Origin of the sequence: Streptococcus sp. GS001 (assembly GCF_021595565.1) — a bacterium.
GTDB lineage: Bacteria > Bacillota > Bacilli > Lactobacillales > Streptococcaceae > Streptococcus > Streptococcus xiaochunlingii.
On sequence record NZ_JACSYJ010000004.1, the window covers coordinates 167,235 to 183,643 of the forward strand.

The window sequence follows — 16,409 nt, forward strand, 5'->3', positions numbered from 1 at the left end:
TTTTCTTTCTTTTTGAGCCAAGCTCGTCTTTTTTGATTGATAATATCATACCATTCTACGATAATTTGTCAATCATTTGTACAATATTTCAAAAAGAGGTATTAAAACCTCTTTTGAATCATTTTTTTATTGAATCATCTCAATATCAAGAGCTTACTTGAAATAGTTTAATCCCATAGCAGATTTGACTTGATCAAGCGTTTCTGCTGCAACCGAACGGGCTACTTCACTACCTTTTTGAAGCATATCATAAACTTGACCCATATCTTTAGCAAATTCAATCCGACGTTCGCGAATAGGGCCCAACTCTCTTTCAAGAATCTCTAACAAATAGCGTTTGGTTTTAACATCTCCTAAACCACCCCGTTGGTAATGGTCTTTCATTTCTTGAATGGTCGCTTGATCTTCTTCTTTTCCAAACACATCTAAATAATGGAAAACCATATTTCCTTCAATTTTTCCTGGATCTTCGACACGAATATGCTCAGGATCTGTATACATACTCATGACCTTTTTCTTCAAGGTGTCCATATCATCGGCTAAATAAATACCATTTCCAAGAGATTTAGACATCTTAGCATTCCCATCCAAGCCAGGCAAACGACCCGCGGCCTCATTTTCTGGGAAAATTCCTTCCGGTTCAACCAAAACATCGCAATGATACGCATGATTAAAAGAACGAACAATTTCACGAGTTTGCTCAATCATGGGCTTTTGATCAGTTCCAACAGGCACGAGATTGGCTTTAAAAGCGGTAATATCTGCAGCTTGGGAAACAGGATAAACCAAGAAACCAGATGGAATAGACTCTCCGAATCCTTTTTGGGCAATTTCTGTCTTAACGGTTGGGTTTCGTTCCAAACGTGAAACAGAGACCAAATTCATGTAATACATGGTCAATTCCGCTAGCTCAGGGATTTGACTTTGAATAAAAATAGTTGATTTCTTTGGATCTAAACCAGCTGCTAAATAATCTAGAGCAACATTTCCAATAGACTCAACAATGGTTTGTGGATCTTTAGCATGATCCGTTAGGGCTTGCTGATCGGCTAAAAAGACAAACATCTGGTACTTGTCTTCATTTTGCATAAGAACTCGATTCTTCAACGAACCGACATAGTGTCCAATATGGAGTTTCCCAGTTGGGCGATCTCCAGTTAAAATAATCGGCTTGGTCATTTTTCTTCCTCCCTGAAGTACAAAATAAAAGCCCACGCATAGCAAAAACTATGCGAGGGCGTCTGAGACACGGTGCCACCTCACTTAGAACAGCATATGCTGTTCTCTCTGACTCATCACAAATGAGTTGCACATAAGGCCTGCTAGCCGAATCTCTATTGGTTAAGATTCTATTTGAACATCAGTCCATTTCATTCTGTTTCGTTGCTTATTTTCAGCAACCATAAGCTCTCTAAAAAACGAATACAGATTACTCTTCTGATTGCTTTTCATTATATAATGACATCAAAGGAAAGTCAAGTTCTTCACCCTTTTCTACAGACTAAATGACTTCCTCCAACGCATAAGGGTATTCATTGAAAAATCAAGCGTTTTCTAGTAAAATAGGCTTATATAGACAGAAAAAGAGGAGAACTATACGTGCTAACAGTTACAGACGTCTCACTACGTTTTAGTGATCGTAAACTTTTTGATGATGTCAACATCAAATTTACAGAAGGAAATACCTATGGTTTGATTGGAGCCAATGGTGCTGGAAAATCAACCTTTTTAAAAATCTTAGCTGGGGATATTGAACCGACAACTGGTCATATTTCTCTTGGACCAGACGAACGTCTTTCTGTTCTTCGTCAAAATCACTTTGACTACGAAGATGAGCGTGCCATTGATGTCGTTATCATGGGAAATGAAAAACTTTATAGCATCATGAAGGAAAAAGATGCTATCTATATGAAGGAAGATTTTTCAGATGAAGACGGTGTCCGTGCAGCAGAACTCGAAGGAGAATTTGCTGAACTAGGTGGTTGGGAAGCGGAAAGTGAAGCTTCACAACTCCTCCAAAATCTGAATATTCCAGAAGAGCTCCACTACCAAAATATGAGTGAACTAGCAAATGGAGATAAAGTGAAAGTCCTCCTAGCCAAAGCTCTCTTTGGTAAACCAGACGTCCTTCTTTTGGACGAGCCGACCAACGGTCTTGATATTCAATCTATTACCTGGTTAGAAGATTTCTTGATTGATTTCGAGAATACCGTTATCGTTGTATCCCACGACCGTCACTTCTTGAATAAAGTATGTACCCACATGGCCGACCTAGACTTTGGAAAAATCAAACTCTATGTTGGTAACTATGATTTCTGGAAAGAATCATCTGAACTGGCTGCCAAATTGTTAGCAGACCGGAATGCCAAAGCAGAAGAAAAAATCAAACAACTACAAGAATTTGTGGCTCGTTTCTCTGCCAATGCGTCAAAATCAAAACAGGCAACTTCACGTAAAAAGATGCTTGACAAGATTCAGTTAGAAGAAATTGTCCCATCTAGCCGAAAATACCCATTTATCAGCTTTAAAGCGGAGCGAGAAATTGGGAATGATCTGTTGACAGTAGAGAACTTATCTGTAAAGATTGACGGTGAAACTATTCTTGACAACATCAGCTTCATCTTACGTCCAGGTGACAAGACAGCTCTTATCGGACAAAACGACATCCAAACAACTGCCTTGATCCGCGCTATTATGGGTGAAATCGAATATGAAGGAACTGTCAAGTGGGGCGTCACAACGAGTCGCTCTTACTTACCAAAAGACAATTCAGCTGACTTTGCAGGTGGCGAGTCAATTCTTGACTGGCTCCGTCAATTCGCAAGTAAAGAAGAAGATGATAATACCTTCCTTCGTGGTTTCCTCGGACGCATGCTCTTTTCTGGAGACGAGGTTAACAAGCCTGTCAACGTCTTGTCAGGGGGAGAAAAAGTGCGCGTGATGCTTTCAAAACTCATGCTTTTGAAATCAAATGTTCTTGTACTTGACGATCCTACAAATCACTTGGATTTGGAATCTATTTCAAGCTTGAACGATGGATTGAAAAACTTCAAAGAATCAATCATCTTTGCCAGTCACGACCATGAGTTTATTCAAACTCTTGCCAACCATATCATTGTTCTTTCAAAAAATGGTGTCATTGACCGGATTGATGAAACCTATGATGAATTCTTAGAAAACCAAGAAGTTCAAGCAAAAGTTAAAGAACTTTGGAAAGACTAAGAAATCGCTCCAAAAAATCAAAAACCCTGGAACCTTTGTTTCAGGGTATTTCAATAGACTATATGAAATTTAAAAAATATCTATCACACCCCATCATTGTTTACTTTACAGCTTTTTTACTTCCCTTTACAATCTTATTTTTCGTCTACCTCAGTCAGGGTATTTATTGGGGGAGTGAAACTTCTCCTTTATTAGGTGATGGCTTTCATCAATACGTTATTTTCGACGTTACTTTACGAAATATTTTGCACGGGACCGACAGCCTCCTTTACAGCTTTACAAGTGGGCTCGGCTTAAATTTCTACGCTCTTTCCAGCTATTACTTAGGAAGTTTTCTATCTCCCTTTGTCTTCTTCTTTGACAGTTTATCCATGGTTGATTCCGTCTATCTCTTTACACTAATAAAAATAGGCTTGATTGGGTTGTCAACTTATTATTCCATTAAGGAAATCTATCCTAAACTGCAACAATTATTGATTCTTTCACTGTCAACTTTGTTTGCGTTAATGAGCTTCTCCATCAGTCAGATTGAAATCAAAACCTGGCTCGATGTCTTCATTTTGGCTCCGCTCATTCTCTTAGGTTTACACCGTTTAATGACTCAAAAGAAGCGCGTTCTCTACTTTACAAGTCTGACCATCCTCTTTATCCAAAATTATTATTTTGGATTTATGATGGCTCTCTTCTTGACTTTATGGTTTTTTACTCAGCTTTCCTGGGACTTTAAAGAAAGAAGATCTTCTTTCTTTGACTTTACAATTGTGTCAATTTTAGCAGGGGTCACTAGCTTGATCATGATTTACCCCACCATATTGGATTTACGAACTCATGGGGAAAACTTTACAAAGATTACAAGAACCTTTACAGAAAATAGTTGGTACTTAGACGTTTTTGCAAAGAATTTAATTGGTAGTTTTGATACAACAAAATATGGGGCTATCCCTATGATCTATGTTGGTCTATTTCCATTCTTACTTGCCTTTCTATTTTTCTTTGTCAAATCGATTCGGTTTCACGTGAAACTAGCTTATTTGACTTTATTAGTCATTCTTATTGCAAGTTTCTATTTACAAGCTCTGGATTTATTCTGGCAAGGTATGCATGCTCCTAATATGTTTCTTCACCGTTATGCCTGGCTTTTTTCATTGACTATTTTGTTCATGGCGGCAGAAGCACTAAATCGGTTAAAAGAAATCAATTGGCAACGACTCTGCCTAACTTTCAGTTTAGTTAGCATTGGATTTATCCTCACCTTTCTCTATCGCAAGCATTATTCTTTCTTAACAAGCAGTCATTTTGTCTTGACACTAGAATTCCTTCTTGTATTCTTTACTGTGACACTTGCCTTTACAGTTCGTAAACTTTCTTATCCAATTTTTTCTGCTGTTATTCTCTTCTTCTGTTTGTTTGAAATTAGTATAAACAGCTATTATCAGATCGATGGGATTGCAAATGAATGGGTATTTGCAGCTCGTTCTTCTTACCAAGGAAAGATTCCAGCAATTGATAAATTGACATCAAGTTTACAGGATGATCAAAATTTTTACCGAACAGAGATTCTCCAATCTCAAACAGGTAATGATAGTATGAAATATAATTTTAGAGGGATCTCCCAGTTTTCATCTGTCAGAAATACAGATACCAGTTCGACCCTAGACAAACTCGGTTTTAAATCAGATGGAACCAACTTGAACTTGCGCTATCAAAACAATACATTACTAATGGATAGTCTGTTCGGGATCAAATACAATATTTCAGATAGGAATCCCCAAAAGTTTGCTTTTCATAAATTGGAAACGCAAGGAAATCAGACCTTGTATCAAAATGAAAAAGCTCTTTCACTAGCATTTCTAACCGCAAGTCCCTACAAGGATATCCCATTTTCTAATCTAACCTTAGATAACCAAAAGAACTTTCTCAATCATCTAACGGGTCAATCGTTGACTTACTATCAGCGATTACATCCACTGAAAACTGGTGCAGACGATCCTTCTCAAGGACCTCAAAAGGCCAAAGTTGAAGCAGATAGTTTTCTGACTTATGCCAGTATCGAATATGAGCTCTATGTTCAAAACGATAGTCAACTTTATGTAAACCTTCCTTCTTTAGAATTTGAGAATGAAGATTATACCGATGTGGAGATCATTACGAATGGCCAAGTCAACCGCTATACAACAGACAATGTATTTCCATTCTTCACCATTGGTCACTTTACAGCAGGAGAAACTGTTAAGGTTCGAATTGCCTTCCCTGAAAATTCTACAGTAACCTTCCAAACTCCAGAATTTTTTGCTTTGAACCTTCAAGCCTACCAGGAAGCCTTTGAAAGGTTGCACCAACAAGAAGTTCATGTGCAAACCAAAGGAAATACCGTTACTGCAGATTTTTCAGCAGACCACCATACAAGTCTCTTTTTCACCCTTCCTTATGATAAAGGGTGGACAGCGACGATCAATAATCAACCTGTCCCTATTCGAAGGGCTCAAAAAGGATTTATGGCTGTTGATGTCCCTAAAGGAAAAGGACAAGTTGTTCTACATTTCGTTCCACATGGGTTAAAAGAAGGAACCATCGCTTTCCTACTCGGAATTATTTCCTTCGCTTGCTACAATGCTATTCGAAATAAATCTCAATCCTCAAAAAATCAGTAAATTTGCATCATAAAGAGCCCCTTAAGTTGGAAGGGGCTCTTATTTTATACAAAAAAAAGCATCCCTTAGGATGCTAGTTTAGCTCCGCCAGTAGGACTCGAACCTACGACATCATGATTAACAGTCATGCGCTACTACCAACTGAGCTATGGCGGAATGAGATATAGTCCGTACGGGATTCGAACCCGTGTTACCGCCGTGAAAAGGCGGTGTCTTAACCCCTTGACCAACGGACCATGTCATTAACAGAACATATCCCATTATACCATCGATTCAAAAATTGTCAAGCCTTTTTCTGTATTTTATTTAATAATTCTTCGACCCTTTTCACCTGTGTACGAGAAACAGGGCAAGTTGTCTCCTCTTCTAACATCAAAAGTCTCTTGCGACGATCAAAATTGACAATCATTCTTTTATTGACTAGATAAGACTGATTAGGACTGAAGAAATGATTGTCCACATCTTTTTCAAGTATATCCTTGATAGTCCCTAAAAATTCCTTTTGAAAATTCTTTCCAACAAGTCGCAATTTGTGGGAAACTCCAGTTGTTTCAATGTACAATATATCTCGATATGGAACTCGAATTTCCATATTTTTGAAACTATACTCAAAGAAATCAATGATATTTTTATTTTCAATCACATTCTTCTTCAAGTAGAGAATGCATTCTCGAATTTTTTCCTTAAATAAGTTTTCATTCAAGGTTTTTTCAATAAATTCGAGAGCTGATACCTTGTAACGATAGGTAATGGTTGCAAATTCCGATTTCGTAGTGATAAAGGCAATAATGGCAAAAGGATTGACCTCACGAATCATTTGAGCTGCCTTGATACCAGCTTTTTCATCCCCTTTGATATCAATGTCCAGGAAGAAAAGCTGATGAAAATCACCATTGGTTAGATATTCCTTTAGTTCAGCTATTTTACTGGTGGAAACAATATTTAATCGTAGGCCTTCCTCCTCAGCGATAGCTTTTACATGTTTCTCTACTCGAACTTGTTGAGAAATTTCGTCCTCTAGCAATACAATATTCATCTATCTTCCTTTCTCTCCAATAACTAAGCTCTGCGTAAATCTTCCATTGATCAACTCTGTCTCTAGAAAAATAGCAGCATATTCTCCAATAAGATCTTTTACAATCGCAAGCCCCATTCCTCTACGATCCCCTTTAGTTGAAAATCCCTTTTCATAGAGTTTATTCCAATTAATCGGCTCATCAGAAATAGAGTTCTTTATGATCAGATGCACTCCATTCGGCATATTAAAAACAGCTATTTGAACTTCTTTTTCTTGACTCATTTTAGCAGCTTCAATAGCATTATTGACTAAAATTCCAACAGTTCGTACGAGATCCAACAATCTCATTGGAACCTTTTCAATAATATCTTCTGTTTCAAAGGTTAGTTTGACACCCATTTCCTCCGCATAGATCCATCCCCTACTTAGGATACTTCTCAAAGCAGAATCTCGAATATTACCTAGGTCAAATCCTGTATATTCTTCTTTTTGGAGTTGGCCATAGCATTCCTCAAGAACATCTCTTTGAATTCGTTTAATATCCTCAATATTTTCTTCCTCAATCGCTAAATTTAAGGAAGTGATAATATTTCCAAAATCATGACGAAAACCTTTTAATTCTAAATAGAGGCCTTGAATTTTATTCATATACTGTTCCATTTGGCGCTGTTCAAACCTCTTTTGCTTCAACTCCATTTTCTTTTCATAACGATCTCGAACCGTCTTCATTTGAACCATGGTTCCGATAAACATCAAGAAACAAATCGTTGCTACCATGCTACCAAAACTATTGAAATGAGCAATATCACTTATCCAATGAGAAGCATTCAATACTAAGGTTAAAATAAGATAACTAACGATCAATTGTTTGACAAATTTCTTAAAAACCCGCTCTTTAAAATAGAGAAGATTCACTTCGAGAATGGCAATAATTCTCGTAATAATAACAATCGATAAAACTGAAATAAGAGTAACAAAAAATATAGAATAATAAGTTACTATGTAATCTCCAGTTATAGACGATAAAATTACTGATAAAAAAGTATCTGTTGTCTCAAAAGCTAGATAAATAAACAGAGAATATAAAATTGCAAAAAAATGGTCATATCTACAGAAGAATCTATAGTACGCGTAAAAAAATAGAGGATAAGCTAAAATAAAGAAAGCATATAAGAAATCTAAGTCAAAATATCCTAAAATAAAAGATATCACATGAAGTAAAGTAGAAATAATTAAAATTAAATAGAATTTTGAATGCTTATGTTTTAACTGTCTATCAATTAATGGATAAGATAAAATCAAGGGTAATCCAATGAGAATAAAATACACATAATTCATCGACATTATTTTTTACCTTTTTTAAACAAATCTCTAATTAAAATTTTTGTATGTTTATCCCCTCCACAGATTTGCTGCAATTCTTTTTCTGTAAGAACCTTAAATTCTTTAGAAACTGTTGATGGATTGTTTTTCATAAAAAAATCTCCTTATAATTTATTTGATTATTAAATTATTAAATTTAATATACATAAATTTTAGTAAAAAATCAAAGACTTTTTTAATATTTCCGCTATTTGGTTCATTTTTACAGCTATTTGGAACGAAAAATCTAGTTTTTGCAATTTTTTTATCCCATATGTTTAGAAAAATTCTAGTTTTTTAAAAACTAAGTAATAAAAAAAAACGTGATTTGTATAAAAATCACGTTTTTTTATTTTGATCCCAGCAGGATTCGAACCTGCGACCGTTCGCTTAGAAGGCGAATGCTCTATCCAGCTGAGCTATGAGACCAGATTTCTTTTTATTCTATCAGAAAATAGGAGGAGCGTCAAGATTCATTTATGGTAAGGACTTCCTTGTTGAATCATAAATGCCCGGTAGATTTGTTCGATTAAAACAAGCTTCATCAATTGATGGGGAAGGGTTAACTTTCCAAAACTCATAAGTAAATTCGCTCGTTTTTTAACTGCTGAAGACAAACCTAGACTTCCTCCAATCACGAAGGTAATTTCAGAATACCCTCGTACAGTCACCTCTTCTAAGGCTTGACTAAACTTCTCAGATGGAAATTGTTGCCCTTCAATCGCTAAGGCAATCACATACTCACGATCTCCAATTTTAGCTAATATGCGATTTCCTTCTTTTTCCAGGATTTGCTGGTTTTCTAAATCACTGGCCCGATCTGGAGTTTTCTCATCCAGCAATTCTACCATTTCTACCTTCGTAAATCGACTCAAGCGTTTAGTATATTCGGCAATCCCATCTTTTAAATACTTTTCTTTTAATTTTCCAACTGTTACAATCTTAATTTTCATATTCATATTCTAACACAAATGAACTTATACACAAGTCTTCAACAAATAGACCAGCATCTATCTTTCAAAAAATGGCTCTATACTCACGTTTTTCACACTTATACACAGTTTTCCACAACTTGTGGAAAAAAATTCCATTTTAAGTTATAATTAAGAAACTAGGTCTATACTTTTCCATAATTGGAACAATAGGAGAAAACTATGAAACAATCATCAAATTTTCTAAAAAAAGCTTTGCAACTTTTACTTGTTCTTATCATTGGTTTTACTGGAGGAATCTTAGGAACCTTAACCTCTTTCCAGTTTACCAAGGGGAATTCTACAAATTCTAGTCAAGAAATAAAATCTACCAAAGTCAATCGTGCTTATAAGAATACAACATCAACTAGTGAAGCCGTTGATAAGGTTAAAAATGCTGTTGTTTCTGTTATTACCTACGCTGAAACCTCTGAAAAAGGTTTCATCAATGGAGAAACAGATTCTGATCCAGAAGTAGCTAGTGAAGGTTCAGGTGTTATCTATAAAAAAGATGGTAAAGACGCTTATGTAGTAACCAATGCCCACGTATTAATGGGAGCAACAAAAGCCGATATTCTCTTTGCAGATGGAAATAAAGTTTCTGGAGAAGTTGTTGGTTCTGATACTTTCTCAGATATTGCGGTTGTTAAAATCAGTTCAGATAATGTTACGACCGTGGCTGAATTTGGGGATTCATCTAAGTTGACTGTTGGAGAGACCGCAATCGCTATTGGTAGTCCTTTAGGAACAAAATTTGCCAATTCCGTTACCCAAGGGATTGTCTCTAGTCTCGGACGTACTGTGAAGCTCAAATCAGAAGACGGCCAAAATGTATCTACAAAAGCGTTGCAAACGGATGCTGCAATCAACCCAGGGAATTCTGGCGGTCCTCTTATCAATATTCAGGGACAAGTCATCGGAATCACCTCAAGTAAAATCTCTTCAAATGGCCAAACTGCGGTTGAAGGAATGGGGTTTGCAATTCCTGTAAATGATGTACAAAATATTATTGAACATTTAGAAAAAGATGGTAAAGTCATTCGTCCAGCTCTTGGAATTACCATGATGGACCTGGCTAACCTATCCTCTTCTGATCTTAGCCAATTAGACATTCCAAGCAAACTCAAAGGTGGGGTTCTTGTCCGCTCAGTTGAAAATGATATGCCGGCATCCAAATATTTGCGTCGATTAGATATCATTACAAAAATCGATGACACAACCATTGAATCAACTGCAGATTTACAATCTGCCCTCTATTCTCATCAAATTGGTGATAAAATTAAAGTCATTTTCTATAGAGATGGTAAGCAAAAAACAGCGACCATTGAGCTGACAAAATCTACAGAAAATCTTGGAAATTAAGTAAATTTACAACAGTGTCAACACACCTTTACGAAATTGTAAAGGTGTGTTATGCTATATACATCATGGAAAAAATTGATATTATTGACGTAAAGCAAATACGAACCAATCCTTTTCAACCTCGTCAAACCTTTGTACAAGAGAAATTAGAAGAACTCGCAGCTTCAATCAAAGAAAATGGATTAATCCAGCCCATTATTGTTCGAAAATCTCCTATTGTTGGTTATGAACTACTTGCTGGAGAAAGACGCTACCGAGCAGCTCAAATGGCTGGTTTCAAAGAAATCCCTGCGATTATAAGAGACTTATCAGATGATGACATGATCAAACAAGCCATTATCGAAAATTTACAAAGAGAAGATTTGAATCCAATTGAAGAGGCCGAATCCTACCAACATCTTATTGATAAAGGAGCTACCCATGAAGAAATTGCACAATTTATGGGAAAATCTCGTCCTTACATCAGCAACATGGTCCGTTTACTTCATCTCTCACCAGCTGTCAAAGAAGCCATCAAAAATGATCAAATTTCACAAGGACATGCCCGCATTTTAGTTCCTTTAAAAGAAGATCTACAAATCTATTGGTTGGAACGAACTCTGAAAGAAGGGCTAAGCGTTCGTAGTTTGGAAGAAAAGGTTTGTCAAAAAAAGAAAACACCTAGTAAAAAAGAGAAAGAACTCTTTTTAGCACAGGAAGAAAACAGATTAAAAAAGATTCTAGGGACCGAAGTAGAAATCCGTCTGACAAAACAAGAAAAAGGTAGTATTCATATTTCATTTAACAACCTTGATGAATACCAACGAATTATTAACAGTCTCAAATGAGGCTGTTATTTTTTATAACACAATTAACAGATTTATCCACTTCTTTAAAACTCCTCCTTACTTGATATTCCTATTTTTTCCTCTCTTATCCCCAACTTGTGGAAAACTTCTACACACATTGGGGATAACTATTCACATATTGTGGAAAAAACTCTTTTTTATTCCCTTAGAACAAGTTGTGGAAAACTCCCTCCTTTTATGATAAAATAAGAAAAACATAGCAAGTAAAAATGAATAGGAGGGCGATAAGTGTCAAGAGAAGAAACATTCTGGAATCGTGTGATTGAATTAAGTAAAAAGACATTTAAAAAAGAAATCTTTGACTATTTTGTCCTTACTTCAAGACTCATCAAAGTCGATCAACAAGAAGCCGTTATTTATTTAGATGCAGAAGTAAAGAAATTATTCTGGGAAGAGAATATGACAAAGGTGATTCTGACTGCTGGATTTGAAATTTATGCAGTAGAATTAACCATTTCCTATCAATTCAATCTTGAAGAAGAGGAAGAAGAAAAGGAGTTTATTCCCCTTTCAGAAACAACCAGAGACTATGCAGTGAGCCATGCTCCAATAGTAGATTTGCCTCCTATCCAAACAGGATTAAGAAAGAAATACACCTTTGATAATTTTGTAAGTGGAGATGGAAATCAATGGGCTTTGGCTGCCGCTTTAGCAGTTTCTGAAAACCTAGCTACCACTTATAATCCTTTATTTATCTATGGAGGACCTGGTTTAGGTAAAACGCATTTGCTCAACGCAATTGGGAATCAGATTATGGAAAACTACCCAAATGCTCGAGTAAAATACATCCCAGCAGAATCCTTTATCAATGAATTTTTAGAGCGTCTTCGCCTCAATGATATGGATACCTTTAAAAAAACCTATCGAAACTTGGATCTGCTCTTAATTGATGATATTCAATCGCTTGGAGGAAAAAAGGTTACAACTCAAGAAGAGTTCTTTAATACCTTTAATGCTCTTTATGGGGATAATAAGCAGATTGTCCTAACTAGCGATCGTAGTCCTGATCATTTAGATAGCTTAGAAGAACGTTTAGTCACGCGCTTTAAGTGGGGCTTGACGCAAAATATTACACCGCCAGATTTTGAAACTCGAATCGCTATTTTGAGAAATAAAATCGAAGACCTGGACTTTACTTTCCCGGATGATACACTCGAATACCTAGCAGGTCAATTTGATTCTAACGTCCGAGACTTAGAGGGTGCGTTGAATGATATCTCTCTTGTAGCAAGAGTTAAAAAAATCAAAGATATTACAATAGATGTCGCAGCTGAAGCCATTCGAGCTCGTAAGAATGAAGCCTTACAAATTACGGTGATTCCTATTGAAAAGATTCAAACGGAAGTTGGAAAATTTTACAATGTCAGTGTCAATGAAATGAAAGGCTCTCGACGAGTTCAAAATATTGTCCTAGCTCGACAAGTAGCTATGTACCTCGCCCGCGAGATGACCGACAATAGTCTTCCTCGTATCGGTCGTGAATTTGGAGGAAAAGACCACACAACGGTCATGCATGCTTATGAAAAAATCAAAGGGATGATCGAAATTGATGACAATCTCAGACTTGAGATTCAAACCATCAAGAAAAAATTAAAGTAATCCCATGTGGACAATCCTAGAAAAACTTGCTTCTTTTTCCACATGTTGTGAACAAGGCACTTTTCAATTCCTGTCTGGCTTTAGAAGAGTTTTCCACATGTTCCACACACTCTACTATTACTATTAACTTACTAATACTAAAATAATAAAAGGAGATCTCATGATCAATTTTTCTATTAACAAGGCTTATTTCCTGCAAGCTTTAAATACGACAAAAAGAGCCATTAGTTCAAAAAATGCCATTCCTATCTTATCCACTATTAAGATTGATGTCACTTCTGAAGGGATTACTCTCATTGGATCAAATGGACAAATTTCAATCGAGTACTTTATTTCTGTTAAAGATGAAAATGCAGGCCTTCTTGTAACGACACCAGGTGCTATTCTTTTAGAAGCAACTTTCTTTATCAATGTTGTGTCCAGTCTACCAGATGTCGTTTTAGATGTGAAAGAAATCGAACAAAAACAAATTGTATTAGTTAGTGGAAAATCAGAAATTACCCTTAAAGGAAAAGATGCAGAACAATATCCTCGCATTCAAGAAATTTCAGCCAGCAACCCTCTAACGCTCCCAATTCAAACTTTGAAGAAAATCATTTCTGAGACAGCTTTTGCAGCAAGTACCCAAGAAAGTCGTCCGATTTTGACAGGAGTTCATTTTGTTCTTTCTGATCACAAGGAATTAAAAACGGTGGCAACGGATTCTCATCGAATGAGTCAAAAAAATATTACCCTTGAAAAAAATGGGGATAACTTTGATGTTGTGATTCCAAGCCGTTCTTTACGCGAATTAACGTCTGTCTTTTCAGATGAGATTGAACAGGTTGAAGTCTTCTTTGCCAATAACCAGATTTTATTTAGAAGTGACAATATCAGTTTCTATACACGCCTGTTGGAAGGAAACTATCCAGATACGGATCGCTTGATTCCAACAGAGTTTAGTTCGGAAGTAACCTTTAAAGTTGCTCATCTTCGCCAAGCCATGGAACGGGCCCGCCTGTTGTCTAATGCTACTCAAAACGGTACTGTTAAATTAGAAATCACTAGTGGGGTCGTTTCTGCCCACGTAAATTCTCCTGAAGTAGGGCGCGTGAATGAAGAAATTGATACAGAAGCAGTTTCGGGAGATGATTTAAACATCAGCTTTAACCCAACTTATTTGATTGACGCTTTGAAAGCCATTGAAAGTGAAAAAGTCGTCATTCGCTTCATCTCTGCAGTTCGTCCCTTTACTTTGGTACCAGCAGAGGAGTCTGAACGCTTCATTCAATTAATTACACCAGTTCGGACCAATTAAGGGTCAAAAGCTAGCATTGAACAGGCTAGCTTTTCGTCTTCTATGTTGATGAAAGGAAAATCCATGTATCAGGTCGGTGATTTTGTAGAAATGAAAAAACCCCATGCTTGTATTATTAAAGCAACAGGGAAAAAAGCCAATCGTTGGGAAATTCGGCGAGTAGGGGCAGATATTAAAATTCGTTGTAGCAATTGTGATCATATAGTCATGATGAGCCGTCATGATTTTGATCGAAAAATGAAAAAAGTATTGTAAAAGGTTCAGTCATCTATGTGACTGAACCTTTTGTATTATTTTAATTCTTCAAATTTTCCATCTTTTACTTCTTTGAAGCCATTAGATTTAAATGTTTTAAGTGTTGTCTTGTAGCCAATGTAATCAACATTTTGATTTTCTTGTGTAGCAATTAACTGATTTTCTTGTAATTCTTTTAAATCTGCCTTGGTATAATCGATCTTTGTTTTCTCAACAACATAGTCATCTTTGTATTCTGCAGAGTGTGAGAATCCTTTGACATCTTTGAATTTTTTATCGTATTCATCAATAACTTTTTTTAATTGTTCTTTTGGCAATCCTGCTCCTTCGTAGTAAATAACACTTGTAGAATCTGTACTTAGAATTTTATCCCCCTGATATTCAACAATCAAACGAATATCAGTTTTCTTATCTTGGTTAATTAATTGAAGGTACCCTTTTTTTGTACTTTGTCCACAAGCTCCCAGAAGAAATAGGGTAAAGACTGCTAAAAGAGGCAGAAGGATCGATTTAATTGATAGTTTTTTCATGACGAAAACTCCTTTATTATTGTTGGTTTGATTATACCATATTCTTACAGGATTGGATAGGTGACTTTTAGTTTTAAGAGAGAGTATTTTTTCATTATCTTGTGCTTTGAATTATGTTATAATAAAAGGGATTGAAATGTGAACGGAGAAGAAGATAAATGGCTTTAACAGCAGGTATCGTTGGTTTGCCAAACGTTGGTAAATCAACCCTATTCAACGCAATTACCAAAGCAGGAGCAGAGGCTGCAAACTATCCCTTTGCGACCATTGATCCAAACGTTGGAATGGTAGAAGTTCCAGATGAACGCCTCCAAAAATTAACGGAAATGATCACTCCTAAGAAGACAGTTCCGACAACCTTTGAATTTACAGATATAGCAGGGATTGTAAAAGGTGCTTCTAAAGGGGAAGGACTTGGTAATAAATTCTTGGCCAACATTCGTGAAGTGGATGCCATTGTCCATGTGGTACGTGCTTTTGATGATGAAAATGTCATGCGGGAGCAAGGTCGTGAAGATGCTTTTGTTGATCCACTAGCAGACATTGATACTATTAACCTAGAGTTGATTTTGGCTGACTTAGAATCTGTGAATAAACGCTATGCGCGTGTGGAAAAGATGGCTCGTACGCAAAAAGACAAGGATTCCGTTGCAGAATTTAACGTTCTTCAAAAGATTAAACCTGTTCTTGAGGATGGGAAGTCAGCTCGTACCATTGAATTCACAGACGAAGAACAAAAAGTTGTCAAAGGTCTCTTCCTCTTGACCACTAAACCAGTTCTGTATGTAGCGAATGTGGATGAGGATGTCGTTGGAGACCCAGATTCGATCGATTATGTGAAGCAAATTCGTGAATTCGCAGAAACAGAAAATGCAGAAGTAGTAGTGATTTCTGCGCGTGCTGAAGAAGAAATTTCTGAATTAGACGATGAAGATAAAAAAGAGTTTCTTGAAGCCATTGGTTTGACAGAATCAGGTGTGGATAAGTTGACGCGTGCAGCTTACCATTTACTTGGACTTGGAACTTACTTCACAGCTGGTGAAAAAGAAGTTCGCGCTTGGACTTTCAAACGTGGTATGAAAGCTCCTCAAGCAGCTGGAATTATCCACTCAGACTTTGAAAAAGGATTTATCCGTGCTGTAACCATGTCTTATGATGATTTGGTCAAATATGGATCTGAAAAGGCTGTAAAAGAAGCAGGACGCTTGCGAGAAGAAGGAAAAGAATATGTCGTTCAAGATGGCGACATCATGGAATTCCGCTTCAATGTATAAAGAAAATAAGTAAATAACCA

At 36.4% G+C, this 16,409-nt stretch carries 14 protein-coding genes, 3 tRNA genes and 1 other annotated feature; of the genes, 8 read left to right on the forward strand and 9 right to left on the reverse strand.

What is annotated here, in order from left to right:
• Positions 1-153: 153 nt before the first annotated feature.
• Positions 154-1,179 (reverse strand): tryptophan--tRNA ligase, encoded by a 1,026-nt coding sequence (trpS, locus tag H8S88_RS08505; RefSeq protein ID WP_048691007.1) that lies wholly within the window; start codon positions 1,177-1,179, stop codon positions 154-156.
• A 51-nt stretch (positions 1,180-1,230) separates the two neighbouring features.
• Positions 1,231-1,456, reverse strand: a binding site (T-box leader).
• A 143-nt stretch (positions 1,457-1,599) separates the two neighbouring features.
• Here trpS and H8S88_RS08510 point away from each other — a divergent pair.
• Together H8S88_RS08510 and H8S88_RS08515 are read left to right on the forward strand one after the other, a co-directional pair.
• Entirely contained in the window at positions 1,600-3,222 is a 1,623-nt protein-coding gene (locus H8S88_RS08510; RefSeq protein WP_006595336.1) for an ATP-binding cassette domain-containing protein, read from the forward strand.
• Between the two features lie 62 nt (positions 3,223-3,284).
• Positions 3,285-5,873: a YfhO family protein gene (locus tag H8S88_RS08515; RefSeq protein WP_048691009.1), complete on the forward strand. Its 2,589-nt coding sequence runs from the start codon at positions 3,285-3,287 to the stop codon at positions 5,871-5,873.
• An 82-nt stretch (positions 5,874-5,955) separates the two neighbouring features.
• Here the strand turns inward: H8S88_RS08515 and H8S88_RS08520 are convergent.
• From H8S88_RS08520 to rlmH, 7 genes are all read right to left on the reverse strand, one after another.
• Positions 5,956-6,029: transfer RNA gene (locus H8S88_RS08520), tRNA-Asn, on the reverse strand.
• Positions 6,030-6,037: 8 nt separating this feature from the next.
• A tRNA-Glu gene (locus H8S88_RS08525) sits at positions 6,038-6,109 on the reverse strand.
• 47 nt (positions 6,110-6,156) lie between these two features.
• Positions 6,157-6,909 carry a response regulator transcription factor gene (locus tag H8S88_RS08530; RefSeq protein ID WP_236128255.1) on the reverse strand — a complete coding sequence of 251 codons (753 nt, stop codon included), beginning with the start codon at positions 6,907-6,909 and terminating at the stop codon, positions 6,157-6,159.
• Positions 6,910-8,235: a sensor histidine kinase gene (locus H8S88_RS08535; RefSeq protein ID WP_236128256.1), complete on the reverse strand. Its 1,326-nt coding sequence runs from the start codon at positions 8,233-8,235 to the stop codon at positions 6,910-6,912.
• Complete coding sequence (locus H8S88_RS08540) at positions 8,235-8,366, reverse strand: bacteriocin (protein ID WP_082162654.1); 132 nt, start codon at positions 8,364-8,366, stop codon at positions 8,235-8,237. Before H8S88_RS08540 ends, H8S88_RS08535 begins: the two co-directional genes overlap by 1 nt.
• Positions 8,367-8,608: 242 nt before the next feature.
• A tRNA-Arg gene (locus H8S88_RS08545) sits at positions 8,609-8,682 on the reverse strand.
• Between the two features lie 44 nt (positions 8,683-8,726).
• Complete coding sequence (gene rlmH, locus H8S88_RS08550) at positions 8,727-9,206, reverse strand: 23S rRNA (pseudouridine(1915)-N(3))-methyltransferase RlmH (protein ID WP_048789283.1); 480 nt, start codon at positions 9,204-9,206, stop codon at positions 8,727-8,729.
• Between the two features lie 201 nt (positions 9,207-9,407).
• Here rlmH and H8S88_RS08555 point away from each other — a divergent pair, with 201 nt between their 5' ends.
• The 5 genes from H8S88_RS08555 to H8S88_RS08575 all read left to right on the forward strand — a co-directional run bounded on the left by H8S88_RS08555 (position 9,408) and on the right by H8S88_RS08575 (position 14,585).
• Complete coding sequence (locus H8S88_RS08555) at positions 9,408-10,586, forward strand: S1C family serine protease (RefSeq protein ID WP_048789284.1); 1,179 nt, start codon at positions 9,408-9,410, stop codon at positions 10,584-10,586.
• Positions 10,587-10,651: 65 nt separating this feature from the next.
• Positions 10,652-11,413, forward strand: a complete 762-nt coding sequence (locus H8S88_RS08560; protein ID WP_048789285.1) for a ParB/RepB/Spo0J family partition protein — start codon at positions 10,652-10,654, stop codon at positions 11,411-11,413.
• 279 nt (positions 11,414-11,692) lie between these two features.
• Positions 11,693-13,033: a chromosomal replication initiator protein DnaA gene (dnaA, locus tag H8S88_RS08565; RefSeq protein WP_376739471.1), complete on the forward strand. Its 1,341-nt coding sequence runs from the start codon at positions 11,693-11,695 to the stop codon at positions 13,031-13,033.
• A gap of 160 nt (positions 13,034-13,193) precedes the next feature.
• Positions 13,194-14,330, forward strand: coding sequence for a DNA polymerase III subunit beta (dnaN, locus tag H8S88_RS08570; protein ID WP_048789286.1), 1,137 nt, complete (start codon positions 13,194-13,196; stop codon positions 14,328-14,330).
• A 63-nt stretch (positions 14,331-14,393) separates the two neighbouring features.
• On the forward strand, positions 14,394-14,585 hold the full coding sequence (locus H8S88_RS08575; RefSeq protein ID WP_048789287.1) for a DUF951 domain-containing protein: 192 nt from the start codon (positions 14,394-14,396) through the stop codon (positions 14,583-14,585).
• Between the two features lie 35 nt (positions 14,586-14,620).
• Here the strand turns inward: H8S88_RS08575 and H8S88_RS08580 are convergent, their stop codons facing one another.
• On the reverse strand, positions 14,621-15,115 hold the full coding sequence (locus H8S88_RS08580; RefSeq protein WP_048789288.1) for a DUF1307 domain-containing protein: 495 nt from the start codon (positions 15,113-15,115) through the stop codon (positions 14,621-14,623).
• A 158-nt stretch (positions 15,116-15,273) separates the two neighbouring features.
• Here H8S88_RS08580 and ychF point away from each other — a divergent pair, with 158 nt between their 5' ends.
• Positions 15,274-16,389, forward strand: coding sequence for a redox-regulated ATPase YchF (gene ychF / locus H8S88_RS08585; protein WP_048690434.1), 1,116 nt, complete (start codon positions 15,274-15,276; stop codon positions 16,387-16,389).
• Positions 16,390-16,409 lie beyond the last annotated feature (20 nt).

Coding starts and splice junctions, on each gene's coding strand:
- rlmH (WP_048789283.1), bottom strand. CDS start 9,206: ATGAAAATTAAGATTGTAACAGTTGGAAAATTAAAAGAAAAGTATTTA.
- H8S88_RS08530 (WP_236128255.1), bottom strand. CDS start 6,909: ATGAATATTGTATTGCTAGAGGACGAAATTTCTCAACAAGTTCGAGTA.
- H8S88_RS08535 (WP_236128256.1), bottom strand. CDS start 8,235: ATGTCGATGAATTATGTGTATTTTATTCTCATTGGATTACCCTTGATT.
- trpS (WP_048691007.1), bottom strand. CDS start 1,179: ATGACCAAGCCGATTATTTTAACTGGAGATCGCCCAACTGGGAAACTC.
- H8S88_RS08580 (WP_048789288.1), bottom strand. CDS start 15,115: ATGAAAAAACTATCAATTAAATCGATCCTTCTGCCTCTTTTAGCAGTC.
- H8S88_RS08575 (WP_048789287.1), top strand. CDS start 14,394: ATGTATCAGGTCGGTGATTTTGTAGAAATGAAAAAACCCCATGCTTGT.
- ychF (WP_048690434.1), top strand. CDS start 15,274: ATGGCTTTAACAGCAGGTATCGTTGGTTTGCCAAACGTTGGTAAATCA.
- H8S88_RS08555 (WP_048789284.1), top strand. CDS start 9,408: ATGAAACAATCATCAAATTTTCTAAAAAAAGCTTTGCAACTTTTACTT.
- H8S88_RS08515 (WP_048691009.1), top strand. CDS start 3,285: ATGAAATTTAAAAAATATCTATCACACCCCATCATTGTTTACTTTACA.
- H8S88_RS08560 (WP_048789285.1), top strand. CDS start 10,652: ATGGAAAAAATTGATATTATTGACGTAAAGCAAATACGAACCAATCCT.
- H8S88_RS08540 (WP_082162654.1), bottom strand. CDS start 8,366: ATGAAAAACAATCCATCAACAGTTTCTAAAGAATTTAAGGTTCTTACA.
- dnaN (WP_048789286.1), top strand. CDS start 13,194: ATGATCAATTTTTCTATTAACAAGGCTTATTTCCTGCAAGCTTTAAAT.